The 20,056-nt window shown below is 37.0% G+C and carries 10 protein-coding genes; all 10 read right to left on the minus strand.

Annotation, left to right across the window (positions count from 1 at the left end):
• Window positions 1–37: 37 nt before the first annotated feature.
• A complete protein-coding gene (locus PBT91_RS15140; RefSeq protein WP_270059299.1) occupies window positions 38–1,585 on the minus strand; it encodes a SusD/RagB family nutrient-binding outer membrane lipoprotein in 1,548 nt (515 codons plus the stop codon).
• A gap of 11 nt (window positions 1,586–1,596) precedes the next feature.
• Window positions 1,597–4,689: a SusC/RagA family TonB-linked outer membrane protein gene (locus PBT91_RS15145; RefSeq protein ID WP_270059300.1), complete on the minus strand. Its 3,093-nt coding sequence runs from the start codon at window positions 4,687–4,689 to the stop codon at window positions 1,597–1,599.
• Window positions 4,690–4,901: 212 nt separating this feature from the next.
• Window positions 4,902–7,148, minus strand: a complete 2,247-nt coding sequence (locus PBT91_RS15150) for a GH92 family glycosyl hydrolase (RefSeq protein WP_270059301.1) — start codon at window positions 7,146–7,148, stop codon at window positions 4,902–4,904.
• 171 nt (window positions 7,149–7,319) lie between these two features.
• Entirely contained in the window at window positions 7,320–9,647 is a 2,328-nt protein-coding gene (locus PBT91_RS15155) for a glycoside hydrolase family 20 protein (RefSeq protein ID WP_270059302.1), read from the minus strand.
• Window positions 9,648–9,693: 46 nt separating this feature from the next.
• Window positions 9,694–11,940 carry a GH92 family glycosyl hydrolase gene (locus PBT91_RS15160; protein ID WP_270059303.1) on the minus strand — a complete coding sequence of 749 codons (2,247 nt, stop codon included), beginning with the start codon at window positions 11,938–11,940 and terminating at the stop codon, window positions 9,694–9,696.
• Between the two features lie 471 nt (window positions 11,941–12,411).
• The gene (locus PBT91_RS15165; protein ID WP_270059304.1) at window positions 12,412–13,533 is read right to left on the minus strand and encodes a family 10 glycosylhydrolase; all 1,122 of its coding nucleotides are present in this window, start codon (window positions 13,531–13,533) and stop codon (window positions 12,412–12,414) included.
• A 31-nt stretch (window positions 13,534–13,564) separates the two neighbouring features.
• The gene (locus tag PBT91_RS15170) at window positions 13,565–14,620 is read right to left on the minus strand and encodes a carbohydrate-binding family 9-like protein (RefSeq protein WP_270059305.1); all 1,056 of its coding nucleotides are present in this window, start codon (window positions 14,618–14,620) and stop codon (window positions 13,565–13,567) included.
• Window position 14,621: 1 nt separating this feature from the next.
• Window positions 14,622–15,587: a glycoside hydrolase family 130 protein gene (locus tag PBT91_RS15175; RefSeq protein WP_270061477.1), complete on the minus strand. Its 966-nt coding sequence runs from the start codon at window positions 15,585–15,587 to the stop codon at window positions 14,622–14,624.
• A gap of 86 nt (window positions 15,588–15,673) precedes the next feature.
• Window positions 15,674–17,560: a sodium:solute symporter family protein gene (locus PBT91_RS15180; protein WP_270059306.1), complete on the minus strand. Its 1,887-nt coding sequence runs from the start codon at window positions 17,558–17,560 to the stop codon at window positions 15,674–15,676.
• Between the two features lie 9 nt (window positions 17,561–17,569).
• A complete protein-coding gene (locus tag PBT91_RS15185) occupies window positions 17,570–19,822 on the minus strand; it encodes a GH92 family glycosyl hydrolase (RefSeq protein WP_270059307.1) in 2,253 nt (750 codons plus the stop codon).
• Between the last annotated feature and the right edge of the window lie 234 nt (window positions 19,823–20,056).

A 20,056-nucleotide genomic window follows, 5' to 3' on the forward strand; every position in this document is an offset into this window, starting at 1 on the left:
TTAGGTAAAAAGAGGTGATTTATTAAAATTCATATTATTATTCTACATCCCACCAGATACGAGTTGTCAAAAGGTCTGGACCTTGAGACTGCACAGCGGCATTATAATTTTCAGCATTTGTTGATTGCTCAGAGGTCATATAAGTCAATCTTCTAGGAATTGTTCCGTTTGTTACATTCCCTGGATAATTAACCGGAGTTAAGTCTGGATATCCACTTCTTCTCCAATTTGAATAAGACTCTATTTCATTCAAGAATGTTGCTGCCCAATACTGCGTATTAATTTGCTCCAGGGCATCCTCTTCAGCATAAGCGTTATCTTCAAGATATTCATCGATTTCAGCTTCTGAAATTGCAGCATTTGGAGAATATAATTCCAAATAATTCATTGCTGCACGAACACCAGCATTATAGTGAGCCTCGGCATCGCCACCTGCAATTCCCCATCTAAAAGCAGCTTCAGCTAACATGAATTCTACTTCAGCATAGGTCTGGAAAAACATAGGTGCAGCCTCACTTGTCATATAAAGCCTGTTTGGCTCTGAATAATCCTGAGTATCAGTTTCTCCAGTAAGCTCTCTTAACATTGAACCATCTAAACCATTAGGAAGCCCAATTTGCGCGTCTGGATCTAATCTTTCTTCTTCTGATCTTAAAATTGGATCACCATTAGCGTCTTCTTCACCGGTGTCTTCTGGAAGACTGCTATAGATTGTTAACCTAGGATCGTCTTGCAAAAATTCTATAAAAGTATCACTCATTCTAGGAGTACCGTCTGCAGTAAAAGTTTCTCCGTTTCCGTTTTGAACTATTCCGTTTCCTTCTTCATGAACTACGTAAGCAATATCGTCGTTAGACTCCATTACTCCTCCTTCGATTGCTTTTTGAGCCCACTCTTGAGCTGCAGTTTCATCTACCTTGGTCATACGCATAGCAAGTCTTAACATAAGACTGTTAGCCCACTTTCTCCATTTATTAACGTCTCCTTCAAATAAAATATCTGCGCTACCTAAAGAACTTGTGCCTCCAGTTTCAAAAATCTCAACTGATTGTTCCAGCGTATTCAGCATATCTGCATAAATATCTTCTTGCTTATCATAAACAGGTCTAAAATCTTTATCAATAAAAGCTTTTCCTGCTTCAGAATAAGGAACATCACCATATAAATCTGTAATCTTTTGATATTGATAGACACCTAATGTATTAACTATCGCGTAATCTACAGAAGTAGAATCTCCCATCTGTTCTAAGCCATATTTCATATCTTCAATAGACTTTATTGCCTGCGGATACATAGCAGTCCAGAAAGCTTCGGCATAAGCGGTGTTTAATAAATACTTATCACCGCTCCAATATGTTTCAGTATTAGCAATATGCTGGATCATAGTAGAAGAGTAAATTAAATTTGCTCTCCATGACTCATATCTTTGCCCAGAAACATACAGTACTGCTGATGGAAATTTATAACTTAGATCCATCTCTGTTGTCTTTGTAGGGTCTACATTTAACTCTTCAAAGTCCTGATCGCATGATTGTAAAGATATCACCCCAATCAGCAATATAAGTGTATATATTCTATTTTTCATCAGTATCTTCTTTAAAATTTAACGTTAAGATTAAGACCATAACTTCTACTAGTTGGCAAGCCAAATCTTTCTAAACCTCTGGCTCCTCTACTATTAAAAGAAGATTCTGGGTCTATATTATCCGTTTCTCTTTTTATAAAGAACAAGTTTCGTCCTATTATAGATATGTTAGCGCTATTAATAAAAGTATCTTTTATCAAATCACTTGGCAGACTATAACCTAAACTAAATTCTCTAAATTTAATAAAGTCTGCACTTTGGATATGTTCTTCAGCGATCTCGTAAAGTTTTTTGTAGTAAGAGTCTACATTCTCAGGAGCAATAGTAGTTGAGAAATCTGCCCCTGATGCATCAAATCCCTGAACAGCGATACCATCTTCTCTACCTACAAGCGTGTTTTTACTAGCACCATAGTAGTTCGCAAAAGCACTGGTACCAGAATAAATATCTGCTCCAAATTTGGCATCGATCAAGAAAGAAAGATTCCAGTTTTTATATCTAAAATTATTGGTGAGTCCCATAGTCCATGGAGCTACTCCATTACCTAAAATTTTTCTAGGTCCTGTTGTAGGCGTACCATTGCTATCATATTGAATTCTTCCTTGATCATCTCTGATATAAGAAGTACCATAAATGGCTCCAAAAGGCTCACCCACGATCGCTCCAGAGGATACATTTGTGGCCTGAGCAGTATCTGGGAATAATGGATTATCATCATCATCTGTCTTAACAACTTCGTTTTTGTTATACCCTAAATTATAAGATACATTCCAAGTAAAATTCTCATTTTTAATAGGAGAACCTGTTAATAAGAATTCTATCCCTTTGTTAGTCAATTCACCAATATTCACGAACGCACTACTGTACCCTGAACTATTAGAAAGGCTGATAGGAACTATATCGTCTGTAGTCTTATTGAAATAATATGCAAAATCTACTCCTATTCTACTATTAAACATCTTCAAGTTAAGACCTAATTCATATTCTTGTTTAGAAAATGGCTTAAGCTCTTGATTTGGAAGTCTGTCATTTGTAATTCTACCCAATGGCACAGATGAACCTTTACCATTATACGTATCAAAAATGCCATATACCAGAGAAAGTTGGTACGGATCCTGAGCTCCACCTCCTATATCAGAGTATCCTGCTCTCAACTTACCAAAAGTTATAAACTCAGGCATATCAAGCGCATCGCTAAATACAAAACTAGAATTAAAAGAAGGGTAAAAATAACTATTAGGACTAGATTTCCCTGCAAGTGATAATGTTGAGAACCAATCTTTTCTACCAGTTACGTTTAAAAATAAATAGTCGTTGTAAGAAAACTCAGCTGTAAAATATAAAGAGTTGATTTTATTTTGAGAATATATGTAATCATAATTCTTATTAGTCACATTATTAATGTCGACTAAACCAGGAATAACAAACTCTCTTCCGTTTAAAGTAGTAGTTTCAAACTTTCTATCGTTGCTATTGGCTCCTAAAATTATTTCACTATTAAAGTCTCCAATAGACTTACTGAATCCTAACATCACATCTGCATCTACTACTTTAGAGATATAGGTGTTTTCTGTCATTGCTCCTAATGGATTATAAGCTGTACCAAAAGGTTCTACAGTGGTAATTCTCGCTGTATATTGATCTAGACCCGCTCTACCCAATGCATACATCCAATCGGTTATATCAAATCTAATAGTTGAAGATCCAATGAATCTATTTTTCAAGCTATTATTACTGAATTCATAAGCCGACCAGTAAGGATTTTGATGGTAAGTGCTACTAGAAATTCTATTTTCTGTAAGATCATCATTAATCCAAGGCTTATAGTCTTCTACATTAATATTCGCTGGTGACAAAACAGTTGTAAAACTAGCATTACCCGGAGAATCTGATAATCTAGGTCTATTTTTCACATCCTCTAAAATATATTTACCACTAACATCAAGAGTTAATTTTTCAGCCAATAACAAACCTCCATTAAGGGAAAATGATTTTCTATTCATGCCAGAATTAGGAGTTACATCCTCATTACTCATATCTGTTGCAGAAAATCTTAAGTTATATCCTTCACCAGATTTTGTGATCGCTACAGTGTTAGTTATTGTGTGAGCTGTTTCGTAAAAACGATCTAAGTTATTTCCTTGATTGGTGTAAGGTCTTTCAACTCCATCAAATTGAACTACATCTGATCCATCTAATCGACCACCCCATGCCTGCATTCCTGCAGTAAGCGCTTCCTGACTAGTTTCTGGCGCTACTCCATTAATACCTTGTCCATATTCCTTCTGGAAATCATAGATATCATCCATCACAGTTTCAAACAATACCGATCCAGAGTATTGCACTCCAAAGCCTTGTTGTCCTTTTCCTGATTTCGTATTTATTAAGATTACACCGTTTGATGCTCTGGAACCATAAAGTGCTGCTGCTGCACCACCTTTTAAAACGCTAATAGATTCGATATCATCTGGATTGATACTTGAAATACCATCACCAAAATCTGATCCTCCATATTGACCTGCAGAACCTAAATTTGTATTGTCAATAGGAATTCCATCTAAAACGTAAAGTGGTTGATTATTACCACCAACACTAGAAATACCACGGATTAATACGTTACTTGTACCAGCCGGACCAGTAGCTGCTCCACTTACATTTAAACCTGCTACTTTACCCTGCAAAGAGTTAATAGCATTTACCTGCTTTACTTCAGCTAATTCGTCACCACCAACTTCGGTAAGGGCATAACCTAATGCCTTTTCTGATCTTTTGATACCTAATGCTGTAACCACTACTTCATCTAAAGCTTCTGTATCTGTGGCTAATTCCAAGTTTAATTCTCCTGAAGTTACGCTAACCTCCCTGGTTTCGTAACCTACCATAGAGAAAACTAAGATTGCGTTATCACTCACGCTCAGCGTATAGACGCCATCAAAATCTGTGGAAGTACCGTTAGAAGTACCCTTTTCTAATACGGTAACACCAGGTAGCGGCATACCGGTTTCGGCCTCTGTAATGGTACCACTAACTTGCTGATTTTGTGCTATAGCAAATTGAAAAAGTCCCATAACAAGCAGAACTGAAAACATAATTTTCTTCACCATACTTGTAATTTTAATTTTAGTTAGTACATGTTTAATTCAACCCTAAAGTTGCTAAATTTATCTTAAATGTTAGCATTTAGTTAAGCTTTTGAAAATAAAATCGACGGATGACACTGCTGAATAGCTAAACAACTTATATACAAAAATCGTTTTCGTTTAAATTTTTGGCTAAAAATTAAATCAATTAAAGACTATTTTTAATTTTTTTAGCCTTAATACTGATTAAAGTCTAATTTTTTAGGGAAGTCTGATATTGGCATTTCGAATATTAGACCTTTTATACTTTTTTGATCTATTATCAAATTTAAGGCTCCATTAGGATTCGTTTTATTCTCAATAATTAGTTTTTTATTTGGATATATATTCTCATCTAAGTGAAGCGTAACCTTGTCGAATGTTGGCGTTATAAAAGTGTAAACAGGTTCAGCCGGAGTTATAGGATAAATTCCCATCATCGAATAAATAATCCACGCGCTCATCGTCCCTGTATCATCGTTACCAGGAATACCATCTGGAGCATTTTTCCAATAGGTTTTAATTAGCTCATGTATTTTTTCTGAAGCCTTATATTCTTTACCAGGAATAAAATTATAAAAATATCCGTAAGCAAAGTCAGGTTCATTAGCCATATCGAATTGATCTTTTGCAAATAGTTCATCTAATCGAGCCTCAAATTTGCTATTTCCACCCATCAATTTTTTTAATCCGTTTACATCATGTGGCACCATAAACAGATATTGCCAAGCATTTCCTTCGATGTAACCAGGATTATGAGCAAAATTAGCTCCCGCTAAAGGGTCGAATTCGGCAAACCAGCTGCCATCACTATTTTTTGGTTGAATAAATTTTGTCTCTGGATTGTACAACTTCTTATAAGACAACGAGCGCTTTAAAAATTGTCTGTAATCTTTCTTTTTTCCTAACTTCTTAGCCAACTGAGCGATGGCATAATCGGCAATATTATATTCCTGAGTGGTCGACACAGGTCCCGGCACATCACCATCTACTCCCAAATATCCATTTTCGATATATTCTTTTAGTCCGGGACGCAGCGGATTATTCACGGTATCCAATGCACTTTTCAGCATCGCTTCGTAAGCCTTTTCCTCATCAAAATCGGTTAAACCACGTAAATACGTATCTGCTAAAACCACAGCGGCAGGATCTCCTACCATTGTAAAAGTTTCGGTAGAATTTAATTCCCATTTTGGTAACCATCCATTTTCATCGTACATCTCTAACATCGATCTTACCATATTCAGTTGCTCTTCCGGATACAACAAACTCATTAGCTGATGATAATTACGATAGGTATCCCACAAAGAAAAAGTGGTGTAACGAGTTCCTTCAGTCTTCCCTATTTTACCCGTAGCGATTTCAGGATATTCCCCGTTGATATCATTTAAAGTATTTGGATGAATTTGGGTATGATACAAAGCGGTATAAAAGATTGTTTTCTCATCGTTTGTTCCGCCTTCAACTTCAGCAACCTGTAATTTCTTTTTCCAGGCATTTTTTGTTTCCGTTAAAACTTCTTCAAAAGTGGAATCTCCAACTTCTTTCGCTAAATTTTCACGAGCATTTTCAATACTTACATAAGACACCCCAATTTGAACTTCAACTTCTTGCGGCTCCTTAAAGTCGTAAGTCATATACGCCCCAATACTATCGCCCACTACTTCTCTGGTAAATCCCTTTTTGATTCGGGTTTTACCGTTATACCCCATCCATTGCGATTCTAAACCTTCGTATTTATATGGTGTTTTCCAAACGCCAAAATCATCGGCTGGTTTAGAGAATTTCGCTACAAAATATACAGGATAGGCAGCTTCTGCATTGTTATAGCAAAAACTTCCTACCATTCGCATTCCTTCAATCTCATCTGGCCCAACCACATGTATCATAGCGCCCTGCTCGTTCGTTAAGCCTAAACCTAAATTCAGTAATACGTTCGATTTCCCTGCCGGAAAGGAATACCGGCTCACTCCTGCTCTGGTACTCGCTGTAGCTTCTGCTTTTACGTTATATTTATCGAGTTGTGCTGAATAATATCCTGCTTCAGCAGTTTCTTCAGAATATGTAGTTCCGTATTTTACATGATCTGTTTCTAATTCTCCGGTAGTTGGCATGGTAATAATTACACCGAGTTCCGGGCAACCAACACCGCTCATATTTACGTGACTAAAACCGGTTAAAAACTGATTTTCGTGCACGTATGGATTCGATAACCACTGACTATCTTTTTCAAGCGGATTTAGATCTATTCTCCCGGCAACGTTAAACGGCGACACACTAGCCATCCCTCTTGGTGCTATTGCTCCGGGATTTGTAGCCCCGTAATTTGAAGTTCCTATAAAAGGATTTACATAAGGAAGCGGATCGAAACCTGTTTGTGCCGAAGCTATCTGAACACTAATAAATACAACTACTACTGAAAGAATATTTCTTACTAAAAACATCGAATATTATATTTAAAAAAAAGTATTTCCCTAGTCATTACTTTCGCCACCCTGAACCTGCCCGTCCAGCAGGCGGGCTTGATTCAGGGTCTCATCCAGAAATTTCAAATACAATTTCTGTGAGATTCCGGATCAAGTCCGGAATGACGTAGAATCTTAAAGAAAACTATATTATTTTACCTGAATTTCATCTAAAAACAACCACGCACCACCCCCATTTGGAGTTTTTGCTAATGGTTCTATACTTACTCTTACAAACTGAATATTTTCCTGAGTCTCAAATTTCAACTTAAAATTCTCGATTTTCGCCCCAGGATTGGTTTGATAATCTCTTTTTAAAGAAGCTACTTCTTTAAAAGTTTTTCCATCGTTAGAAACTTCCACTTTTATATGCTGCGGAAAATAGATCCCTGTTCCCTGCTCTTCTAAACTACCTACCACTACTTCACTTACCTCTGTAGTTTCTTCTAAATCTATCGTAACAATCGCAGGATTGCCTATCCATCCCTGCCAACGGCCATCTTTAAAATACTTACTTCCTTTTAAAACATTTACAAGCGCTGTTTCTCCTGAAGAAGCATAACTTTGATTGTAAGGATATTTGTAAGTCACCGGTTTTGCCACAGCTTTGTGAAACTGAAAAGTTTTATCCATTACCGGCCCCATAACCTTACCATTACTAAAAACAGCAGCCTTAATTTTAGTATCGGTATCTACTTTTATTTCATTTTCGTAAACACTAGATTCGGAAGTAAGTTCTTCTCCATTTAAGGCATACCGAATTTCAGTATTTGGAAACTCAGATTTTAATTTGATTGTAATTTCCCCGGTTTCCAGATCGATATCAGATTCTGGCTGAATCGCATACGCACTTTTCGCATAATTAATCCCCATGACTTCAAAACGCTCCATCATTTTACGGATTCTTACCGAGAAATCTTCCCAATCCAATTGCTCTTCAGGGCTCCAAACCACTTCTGCTAACGCCGCTAATCTTGGGAATAACATATATTCTGAATGCTCTTCTGTAGGTACATATTCTGCCCAAAGATTGGCCTGCCCACCAAGCACATGTTTTTTCTGTTCGACACTCATCGAATCTAACACGGGTCTAAATTCATACACTCGCTTTAACGGAGTAAATGCATTAAAAGCAACCGGCTCGTTATCTGGACTTCCCTGGTAATAATCGAAATACAAATGACTGGTTGGCGTCATGATCACATCGTGACCTTCTTTTGATGCTTCCCATCCCCCTTCAAAACCACGCCAGCTCATTACCGTTGCTTCTTCTGGTAAACCACCTTCTAAAATTTCGTCCCAGCCAATTAGCGTTCTGTTATTTTCATTTAAAAATTTTTCAATACGCTTCATAAAATAGCTTTGTAGCTCATCTGCATCGGCAAGTCCTTCTTCTTTAATTCGGCGTTGGCAATCGGGACAAGTTTTCCAGTTGGTTTTGGTGGCTTCGTCACCACCTACATGAATATATTCTCCCGGAAATAATTGCATAACCTCCGTTAGCACATCTTCTAAAAACTCGAAAGTCGTTTCTTTACCTGCACAATAAATATCTGTAATTGGCCAAATACCCCCTGAAGGTACCGCAATAGGTTCGCCTGTACACGACAACCACGGGTACGAAGCAATCGCGCTCATTACATGCGCCGGCATTTCGATCTCCGGGATCACGCGTATGCCTTTTTCCTGGGCATACGCCACAATTTCTTTGATATCGTCCTGCGTATAAAATCCGCCAAAAGTAGCCTTCGCATCAGGATCGTTTTTGGTTCTCGCATTCCAAGGGCGATCTTCCTGATCGACCCTAAAAGCACCGACTTCAGTTAATTTTGGGTATTTTTTGATCTCGATTCTCCAGCCCTGATCGTCGACTAAATGAAAATGAAAGGTATTCAGTTTTAAAAACGCGAGTCGATCAATATGCTTTTTAATGTATTCTTTCCTGAAGAAATGACGTGAAACATCCAGCATATTCCCGCGATATAAATATTGCGGTGCGTCGCTAATTTCAACATTTGGGATATACCAGCCGATATTCGATATTTTCGATGCACTTTCTATTTCCTTGGGAAGTAATTGCCGAATCGTTTCTAATCCATACACAAATCCTAGTTTAGAATTTGCTTCTACAATCACATTTTCTGAAGTTACCTTAAGCTCGTAAGCCTCCTTAGCGATTTCTGAATTTATTTTTAGCTGAATACTATTTTCTGAAGTTGCTTCTTCTGAAGTTTCCAACTCAAATCCGGCAGCTTTTTTAAAAAGATCGTTTAAAATTGAAGAAACTGAAGCTAAACTATCCTGCGGAATGATGATTTTGGTGTTTTCATTGACTTCAAAACTTCCGTTATTGAGTTTTAGCGATTTTGGCTGCGGAATAAGCACTAAATCGTCTTCTGCAAATGACGGATTTTCCTTTTCAGTACAGCCAATTGTTGAAAGCACTATAAAAAGAAGTAGAATTTTAAACAATTTCATGTAATCTTGATTTAGCAAATAAAATGATATCCAGACTTATCGAATATTAATAAATGGTATTCGGCTGCGGTGTTTCTAAAATTCTATCGACAGGTTCGCTGCTCATCTCGAATAACAATTCGCCACCAGCGATAATTTCTTTATGAGTAATATAAGCACGATTAAGCTCTTTTCCGTTTAATTTCACCTTTGCGACAAACTGATTGTCTTCAGCAAAATTCGATGTTTTTATACTGAATTTTTTACCGCCCGGCAGATTAATTTCAACAGATTCAAATAACGGAGCACCCAACATATAAGTTCCCTGCGCTGCATTTACCGGATAAAATCCCATCGAACTAAAAATATACCAAGACGACATTTGTCCGCAGTCTTCATTTCCGCAGTGACCGTTTGGCTCATTTTTATATTGCTCGGTCATAATTTTGCGCACCAGTTTTTGCGTTTCTGAAGCTTTACCTACATAATCATACAAATACGCAACATGATGACTCGGCTCGTTACCATGTGCATATTGGCCGATCATTCCTGTACTAAAAATTGGCAATTTATCATCTGCAGCAGGATTAAACGAAAACATCGAATCTAGCTTTTGCGTAAAACGCTCTTCACCTCCCGTAGTTTCAATTAAGCCGGGAATATCCTGAGGCACAAACCAGTAATATTGCCACGCATTACTTTCACTAAAATAATTGGAATACTCTTTACTATTAAATCCTTCGATAAATTCACCATTTTCGTCTTTTGCTCTAAAAAAACTGGTTTTAGAATCATAGGTATTTTTCCAGTAACCAGAGCGTTCTAAGAAGTATTGATAATCGTCTTCTTTCCTCAAATCCTTAGCAAACATTGCGATACACCAGTCGTCGTAAGCATATTCCAGCGTTTTAGAAACACTCCAATCGCCTTCTTTATCTTCTGCCGGCACATAACCTTTTTCAGCAAAAACATGGATTTTTCTTGTGCTCGTCATCGCACTGGCTTTACAGGCTTCGTAAGCTAGTTCAGCATCAAAATCAAAACCTTTAAAATAAGCATCAACAATCACGGGAACCGAGTGATACCCCAACATCATATTGGTTTCGTTTCCTTGCATCGACCAAACCGGCAACAAACCAGTTTCCTTGTAATGCGCTAACATCGATTTTATAAAATCTGGCACTCTTTCTTGCTGAATGATCGTGTATAGCGGATGCGCGGCTCTAAAAGTATCCCAAAGTGAAAAGGTATCGTAACGCTTAAATCCGCTTGCGTTTTCAATACTATCATTTGCGCCTTTGTAATTCCCGTTGGGATCACTCAATAAAGTTGGCGCCAACATCGATTGATACATCATCGTATAAAACACCGATTTTTGATCACTGTTTGATGTTTTAATTTTTATCTTCTGAAGTTCACTTTCCCAAGTTTCATTCGCTTTTTTGCGATAATTATCAAAATTAAAATCTTTAGCTTCCGTTTCTAAACTGGCATAAGCGCCTTCAACATTTGCTGAAGAAACACCGGTTTTAACTACAATTTGTTCTTCGGAAGTGGTTTTGTAATTGAGAATAATCTTCGTCTTTTCCGCAGTAATTTCTTTTGCTGAAATAACCTCATCATTCTTTAGAATTTCGAAATCCTGAAAAGCTTTAGAAAACTTCATTACAAAATACACTCGCTGATCTTTTGCCCATCCAGTAGATTTTCGATAACCTTCAATAACCGAATCGTTTACTACTTTAATATGCGTATCTGTTGCCTTATCCCAGTTTAAAGCATACCCCAAATCCACATGAATTTGCGATAACGAATCTTTAGGAAAAGTAAACCGCTGAATCCCGGTTCTTGGCGTAGCAGTAAGTTCCGCTTTAATATCGTAATCTAAAAGCTGCACCGAATAATAGCCCGGCGAAGCTTCTTCCTCCTCGTGACTAAACTTTGAAAAAGGTTTATGATTATTTTCTGGAATACGCTCTGAAAACTTACTGTTAGTTGGCATCACCAAAATATCGTACAGATCGCCGGCACCCGTACCTGTTAAGTGCATGTGCGAAAAACCGCTAATAATCGAATCCTGATAAAAATAACCTGCAATACGATCCCAACCGCCAATCCCGATATCGGGGCTTAATTGTACCATTCCGTATGGCGTAGTCGCACCCGGGTACGTATTTCCCGGCCCATCTGTCCCGATAAACGGATTTACAAATTGCGTAAGTTTCTCTTCTGACTTTTTACTGACTTCAGTTTCCTCTGTTTTGCAGGAAAAAATCATCATTAAAACAGCTATTCCTAAGAATTTTAATTTCATTTTTTTGCGGTTAGCTTTTTTACGATAGTTATTAGCATTAAAAGTTTCGTCATCCCGGGCTTGACCCGGCATCTCATCTTCTTTGGTTTTAAAGAAAAATGCCCTTTATAATGAACAATTTTGAGATCTAAATATATTCTTTCTTAGAATTTGTCGATTTTCTCATCAGGATGAGATGCTGAATCAAGTTCAGCATGACCTAACTACTTTAGACTCGTTTAAAATATTTCTAACTTCTAACAGCGTGGCGATCTCATATTTAAACTCTAACAATACAGTAAGCTTCCTTTCTTTTTTTCACATTAACACATTTTCAAATTAGCAAATTATCAATTTAATTGAAGCTTTCACTCAATACTCAATTCTAACTACTCACTACTATTTTAGTCCTTAATCTTGATTCTCTTGTCTATTTTCTTAACTCCATACTAATTCTCAATTCTAACAGCGCAGCGATCTAACTTCTAACTTTTATTTCTCACTCGCTTTCTTCACTGCTTCCAACTTCTCATCTGTAAAAGCTCCTCCATCAAAGAAAGAAACTCCTTTTGCTCCATTTTCTTTAGCTAACTGAATGGCTTTTGTAATATCTTCTGGTGTCATTTCAGGAATATAAATTCCGGTATGCAATTGTGTATTTTGACCTTTTAGATCGTTTACTCCCTGCTTGGTAGCAAAACCAATCCAATCTAAATCTTCATTATAAAAGTTATTGTAGATCATTGGCAATACATAATCTATATTCCATTTGTCCCAACGTTGGCGCACCATATGATCGGCCATTTCTGGATAAGGAAAAACAGCGGCACTTAATTCTTTGCCATGTTTGTGTGCAATTTTATAAGCATGATCTACTACGTTTTTTACCTGATTTAAACGGAACTGTTTCCATTCGATATCAATGGCCGGATTTTCCATTTCTCGGGGATCTCTACCAAATTTCTCTTTGAATGCATTTACGCTGGCATCAGAATAATCAAAATCATAATCTGGTAATTCTGTTTCCTGTTCTAAATCGTATTTTGGCAACAGCCCAACCGGAAGAAAAACATCTGGATATCTAATATAATCTAAATGAACTGTAGCCACTCCTTCAACTTTTGCTAGACCTTCAATAAGATCATAAATATGTTGCACTGCTTCCGGATTACTTGGCGAAAGCCATTGGTAATAATCTACATACGGGCGATCGTCAAAAGCAGATTTTCCACTACGGCTTACCTGATACCAATCTGGATGTTGCAGCGCGACGGAATCTCCCGGGCGATTCATTGTCATTAACCAGGCATGCACTTCTAAACCTTCTTTTTTGGCAAGCGGCGTTAATCGAGAAAGCAAATCTGGATCGGTATTCGTATTAATCAATACGGCATCCAAACCATTATCTTTATATTTTTTGAATTCAGCAGTATATGAAGAATCTGTTCTTTTTTCATCGGCAGTAATCCATGTCCAAAATTTAAAATCTGAGGATTCGGCTGATTCATTCTTAGTTTCTTCGGAAGTATTTTTTTGCGCACTTTGCATATTATCCAAACATGAAATGCTTGAAAATGCTACTAAAAGGGAAAGGAATAAAAACTTAATTTTCATTTGATTTATTTTTAAAAACCTTAAAGGTTATTTAATTCTTTAACTCTAAAAATTGTCCATCTTCTTTAATCAGGTATTCTTTTCCTGAAAAAGGACTTTCTACCGTAAGGTTATATCCTGAAGAATGGACTTCTATTTTCGGATTTAATTCTTTATTTAAAACAGCAACCGGCGAATCCTGAAGTTTCGCTACAGTATTTGCCCATTTCTTATGTTTGGAATAATATTTTTTTTGAGCACGATACAATTCATACATTTTCCAACGTATATGCTCGTCTTCAGGAATTTGAAATTCTACATTTTCCCAAGCTTTTTGATCGCTAAAATATACATAACCCCAATGCTCTGGTTCGTGCATATTAATTACACCCTGTGGTGACCAAACCCAGTTATATTCTGGCAGAAATTGACCATTTTCACCTTTCTTTCTTGAATAGTGACCATCTTTAAGATCGTGATCCCAGTTTACGCGCGAAAAGTTAACACGCCAAAAGTCATTCTGCGGAATTTCACCAATTTTACTAGCTTCAATTAAAGCATCCCAGGGCATGGCAATTTCTACTTCCCAATATTGGTCTTTATCTGAAGTATCGTTTAAAGTACCTTCAATATTCACGGCAGATTTAATTCCGTTAATATCCCAGTGATCGATCGCAGGACCGCCTTCGCGATAGGTTTCTAAAAGCATTAAATCCCAAACCGTATTTAAGGCATTTACTTCAAACTCCATGTATTTTTGGGTATCACCATCTGGATCTATAAAAACCTCAAAGTCATTATTATAGAAAATTACCGTATCTCGTTGCTTTAAAGTTGCCCAGATATGCGGTTCTTCCATTTTGGCATACATATAAAAATACTGGTCGTCCCAAAGCATTTTTACATTGGTTTTATACTTTGGGACTTTTTCACCTTTAATATCTATAAAATCGGCAGTCCATTTTGCTTCTTTCCAGCTAGCTTCTTCAGCTTTACCATCAATAGTAATTTCTTCGGAAGTTTTGTGCGCCACATAAGAGCGTGGCGTTTCCTGCGCAAAAGCATTCAAACAAAAAAAGAATCCAAAACTGACTAGTATCGATTTCATCTTACAAACTATTATTTTTTACAAAATCTACAACTTCGCTTATCTTACCATAGGCAACACCTGTACAGGTATCTGCCGCTCCGTAATACAAAGCTAGCTTATCTTCTTCATGAGAATGCAAGGCTGCACAAGGAAAAACTACATTTGGTACATCCCCCGTCATTTCGTAAAGTTCTGCCGGAGCTAATAAGTAAGGTTGCGAACGGTATTTTACTTTATCAGGTTCGTTTTCATCTAAAATTGCAGCACCTACCGAATATCTAAATCCGTTACAGGTAGCAATAACACCGTGATAAAACAACAACCAACCTTCATCGGTTAAAATCGGCACGGGGCCAGCGCCGATTTTTGTGCATTGCCATGCACTTTCTTCAAACGGAGCTACTTTCATAACACAACGATGTTCACCCCAATATTTCATATCTGGGCTGTAGCTAATGTAAATATCTCCAAATGGTGTATGACCGTTATCACTTGGCCGACTTAACATTGCATATTTACCGTTGATTTTTGTAGGGAACAAAACTCCGTTTCTGTTAAAGGGCAAAAAAGCGTTTTCACACTGAAAAAATTCTTTAAAATCGAAAGTGTAAGCGATACCAATTGTAGGGCCGTGGTAACCATTACACCAAGTAATCCAATAACGATCTTCGATAAAGGTAACACGAGGATCGTATTTATAATCTGAATCGATCATTTGAGTATTCCCTGCCTGCATTTCGATGGGCTCGTGGTTAATATCCCAATTGATACCATCCTTACTAAATCCGGCAAAAATATTCATTTGTACCGCTTTGTTGTCACATCTAAATACGCCGGCAAAACCATCTTCGAAAGGCACTACTGCGCTATTAAAAATACTGTTTGAGGTAGGAATAGCATAACGATCGATTATAGGGTTTTCGCTATGTCTCCAAAGTAGATCGTTACAATTCTCTGGCTTATCCTGCCAAGGTATATTCTTCATCATCTTCTTTATTTTACTCGAATTTCGAGATTTCTATTATTTTTTAACCTGAAATATCATCAGGCTACTGTTTAATTCTGTATTAATTAAATATCGTCTTCGCTGGTTTCAAGATTTTTCACTTTATCTAACCAGGTAAATTTCAAAATTAAGCTTGTTGCGATAAACACGGCAAAAGACATCCAAGTTTTAGGATAATCTCTTACTACCAAAAAGATTGGTAATAAAATCATACTGGATTGCCATATAATTCCGATTAGACAATTAAACATATCCAACCAAAATTCGTTGTTTTTCTCTATTTTTTCTTCGGAATAATAATGTCTTACCGGTTTCCAAAAACCCCAAGGATGCACATTGGTGTAAAAGGATTTCAGCGTTGCCATATCTGTTGGTTTTGTTAGGAATGTCCCTAACAAAGAACCAAGCAATGAGAATCCTAAAATGATCGGGAATAAATAGATTACCGGAATTTCTGAAAGATCATGCAGCAAGGTACCGGCTTCTAAATTCGCTTTATTTTGATCTAAGAAAAACTGAAGTGTGGCAATAACTAAACCTGCTAACATTCCCCAGAAATATCCCCAACCATTAAATCGCCACCAAACCCATTTTAAAAAGTTTGCCGCTACATAACCGCCATAAAGTGCGCTGGTAATCCAAAGTGTAATGGCATTAATAGAATCTGCAAAAAAGCCCATGATCACTCCAAGAATAACCACACCAAAAGATGCAATATGACTCGCTTTTACATAGTGTTTATCTGAAGCTACTGGTTTAAAATACTTTTTATAAATATCGTTTACAATATAAGCCGGCCCTGCATTTACAAAAGCTGAAAATGTGGACATAAATGCAGCCAATAATCCCGCCAACAATAATCCTTTAATTCCTACCGGAACATGATTATTGATTACTTTTGGTAAAATTACTTCCAGATCGTTACCGGTAACAACTCCTGCTTCTGCCATTTGTGGCGCAATAAAAACAAGCCCGATTAAAACAATTCCACCAATTAAAAGATATCGTGGTATAAATAAAACCAGATTGGTAAAACCACTCATATATGCTGCATCTTTCACGTTTCGAGTTGAAAGAATTCGCTGCATATCGTAACCAGGCGTTGGCCCTGCAACACTCGAAAAGAAACCTTTAAAAAGCGTCATCCCGATAAAAGCACCAAACATTTTATACCCTTGCGTATCGATAAGTCGATTAAATTCTTGATAGTCTCCAGACCAAAATCCGGTAAGCTCATTTCCGAAGAAAACATTTTTCCATTCTTCAGGAATTAACCGATTTACCTCAACATCACTAAACGCATAAAAGGTATACCCGGCAACTAAAATCCCGGCAATAACCATAATAAGATATTGTAAAACTTCAGTAGTAACTACAGAGAACATTCCTCCTTTTATGGTATAGATCGTTGTAAAAAAAATGATAAGCAAGGCATAAGACTGTTCTGAAGTTAGCAAGTTTATTTCAGCAATAGAAAGACTCATATCCCACGGAAGAATTACCGTCATAAATTTCCCGGCACCTTCAAAGAAATACGCGATAAAACCTATAGAGGCAACTACCGCAAAAATGGCTACAATTAAATGAGAAGCTCGTCCTGCCTTATCGTCACCAAATCGAGTTAAAATCCATTCTGAACCCGTCATCACTTTAGAGCGCCTAATCCAAACGGCCAGGAACATCATTACGAATACCTGATTCCAGATTGGCCACATCCACATAAACATAAAACTTTTCACCCCGTATAAGAACAGGATTCCTACCATCCAGGCGGTACCAGAAACATCGAACATCCCAGAACCATTACTTAATCCCAGATAATACCATTTTATTGTTTTACCCCCTAAAAAATAAGAATCTAAACCTTTGCTGGCTTTTTTGGATACCCAAACACCAACGCCTAAGGTTAATAAAATATAAAGGACAATTATAATTACGTCTACTATATGCATTAATTCTGCTTATTTTTTGGCTACGCCCCAGTTTTTATTCGGTTCGCTTCCCATTATAAATTCTAAAGTTCCACCTGCCTCAATTTGCTCGTGAGAAATAGTTGTTTGATTAAATTCTTTTCCGTTCAGTTTAGCCGATTGGATATAGAAATTTTCAGGAGAAAGATTTTTTGCTGTGATTACAAATTGATTTCCGCCTTTAAGATTGATCGTCGATTTATCGAAAACCGGTGTACCAATCTCGTAAGTTGCACTTGCAGGATTAAACGGATATAATCCCATAGCACTGAAAACATACCAGGCAGACATTTGCCCAGCATCTTCGTTACCACTTAAACCATCTGGATTTGTAGAATATTGAGTTTCTAGAATTTTGTGTACGTATTGCTGAGTTTTCCAAGGCTTTCCGGCTTTATTAAATAGGTAAGCAATATGATGACTTGGCTCGTTTCCATGCGCATATTGCCCAATTAAACCTGAAATATCGTTGGAAATATGCTCTCCGGTGATCTCTGAGCTTTCATTAAAAAGTTGTTCTAATTTTTCAGTAAACGGTTCGGCACCACCATGAAGTTCAATTAAACCTTCAGCATTATGCAAGACAAACCAACTGTGTTGCCACGCATTTCCTTCCGTATAATCGGTGTTTACGCGATGTTGTGAATGTTTAGGATCAAAAGGGGTATGCCATTTTCCTTCAGAAGATTTCCCTCTCATAAATCCGGTTTCAGGATCAAAAAGCTTTTTATAGGATTCGGCTCTTTTCGAGAAATACTCATAATCTTCCTGCTTATTTAAAGCTTTTGCCATTTGCGCTACACACCAGTCGTTATAAGCATATTCTAAAGTTTTAGTAACCGATTCGTTACCCAAATTGTAAGGAACATAACCATATTTTTTAAGTTCTTTTAAACTACGCTGATCTTGCATCATGGTTGTTTTTAAGGCTTCGTAAGCTCTTTCAGCATCAAATCCTTTAATTCCTTTTGTAAAAGCTTCAACAATAACAGGAACCGAGTGATAGCCCGTCATGGTATTCGTTTCGTTCCCATAAAGCGTCCAAACCGGCAACGCGCCACTTTCGTCATAATACGCAAGCATCGAATTAATAATGTCAGAAACTTTATCGGGGTTTGTAATTGTTAACAAAGGATTTTCAGCTCTAAAAGTATCCCAAAGTGAAAGCGTAGAATAAGTTGTTCCTTCAGCAGAAGAAATACTATCATTCTGTAGGCGATATTCCCCATTTTTATCACTAAAAGTTACAGGAGATAAACTCGAATGATACAAGGCGGTATAAAAAATTTCTTTTAAAGAATCGGTTTTCGATTCTACTACAATATCAGAAAGTGCCACATTCCAAACTTTATCGGATTCTGTTTTAATACCTTCAAAATCGAAACTCGCATCGCTGTCTAAATTTTCTTTAGCATTTTCTATACTTACCGAAGATAAAGCTACAGCTACTTGAAGATTTTTGTCTTCTTTATCGAAATAGAGTTGTGCTGAAGTTTTCTCGCCTTCAACTTCAGATGCTTCAGAAGGTTTAGCTTCAGCATACAATTCAGAATCGATAATCGGCTTAGAGAATTTAGCTACAAAAAATACTTTTTGATTTTTTGCCCAACCGGTGCTGTGACGATATCCGGTGATGGTATTTTCGTTTTCTATTTTTATTGAAGTCTCCGTTGGCTTATCCCAGTTAATAGCAAAGCCTAAATCGATAATTACCGATTGTTTTTCTCCTTCTCCAAAAGTATATTTTTGATAGCCGGTTCTTAATGTGGAGGTAAGTTCTACATTGATATCGAAGTCTTCTAAAAACAGCTGATAATAACCTGGTTTTGCAGTTTCGTTTTCGTGAGAATATTTAGAAAGATAAGGAATATCATTTTGTTCTTTTACCTCTTTAGTTAAATCGATTTGTTGATTTACCGGCATAAATAAAAGATCGGCCAAATCTCCAATTCCGGTTCCCGACAAATGCAAATGGCTAAATCCTGCTACCAGCGAATCTGAATAATGATAACCAGAACACCAATCCCAACCACTTTTACCATTATCTGGACTAACCTGCACCATCCCAAAAGGCCGACTTGCCCCCGGAAATGTATGCCCGTGCCCACCTGTACCAATAAACGGATTTACGAAACTGGACAAATCATTATTTTTTGGCGCTTCTTTAAGATCTTTACTACCTTCTTTTTTGCAGGAAATTAACAGCAAAAATGATATGGCTACTGCACTAAATCGGCTTCTCATACACAAAGAATTTTCGGATTATTAGCTGAGTTAACTCAACTTGTAAGCTAAATATTTATATATTCATCAACTATTAAAAAGATATTAGACCAATGACATTTCTGAAAAGACAAACAACTAAATAGTTAAGAAAAATTTAAATAATTGAAAGCCGAAAGATCCATAAAAAACTTATTCGAATTATCAAATTTCTCTGATTATAAGATCAAGCCCATACACCACGTGATGTTTTGG

This window comes from Zunongwangia sp. HGR-M22 (genome assembly GCF_027594425.1).
Lineage (GTDB): Bacteria > Bacteroidota > Bacteroidia > Flavobacteriales > Flavobacteriaceae > Zunongwangia.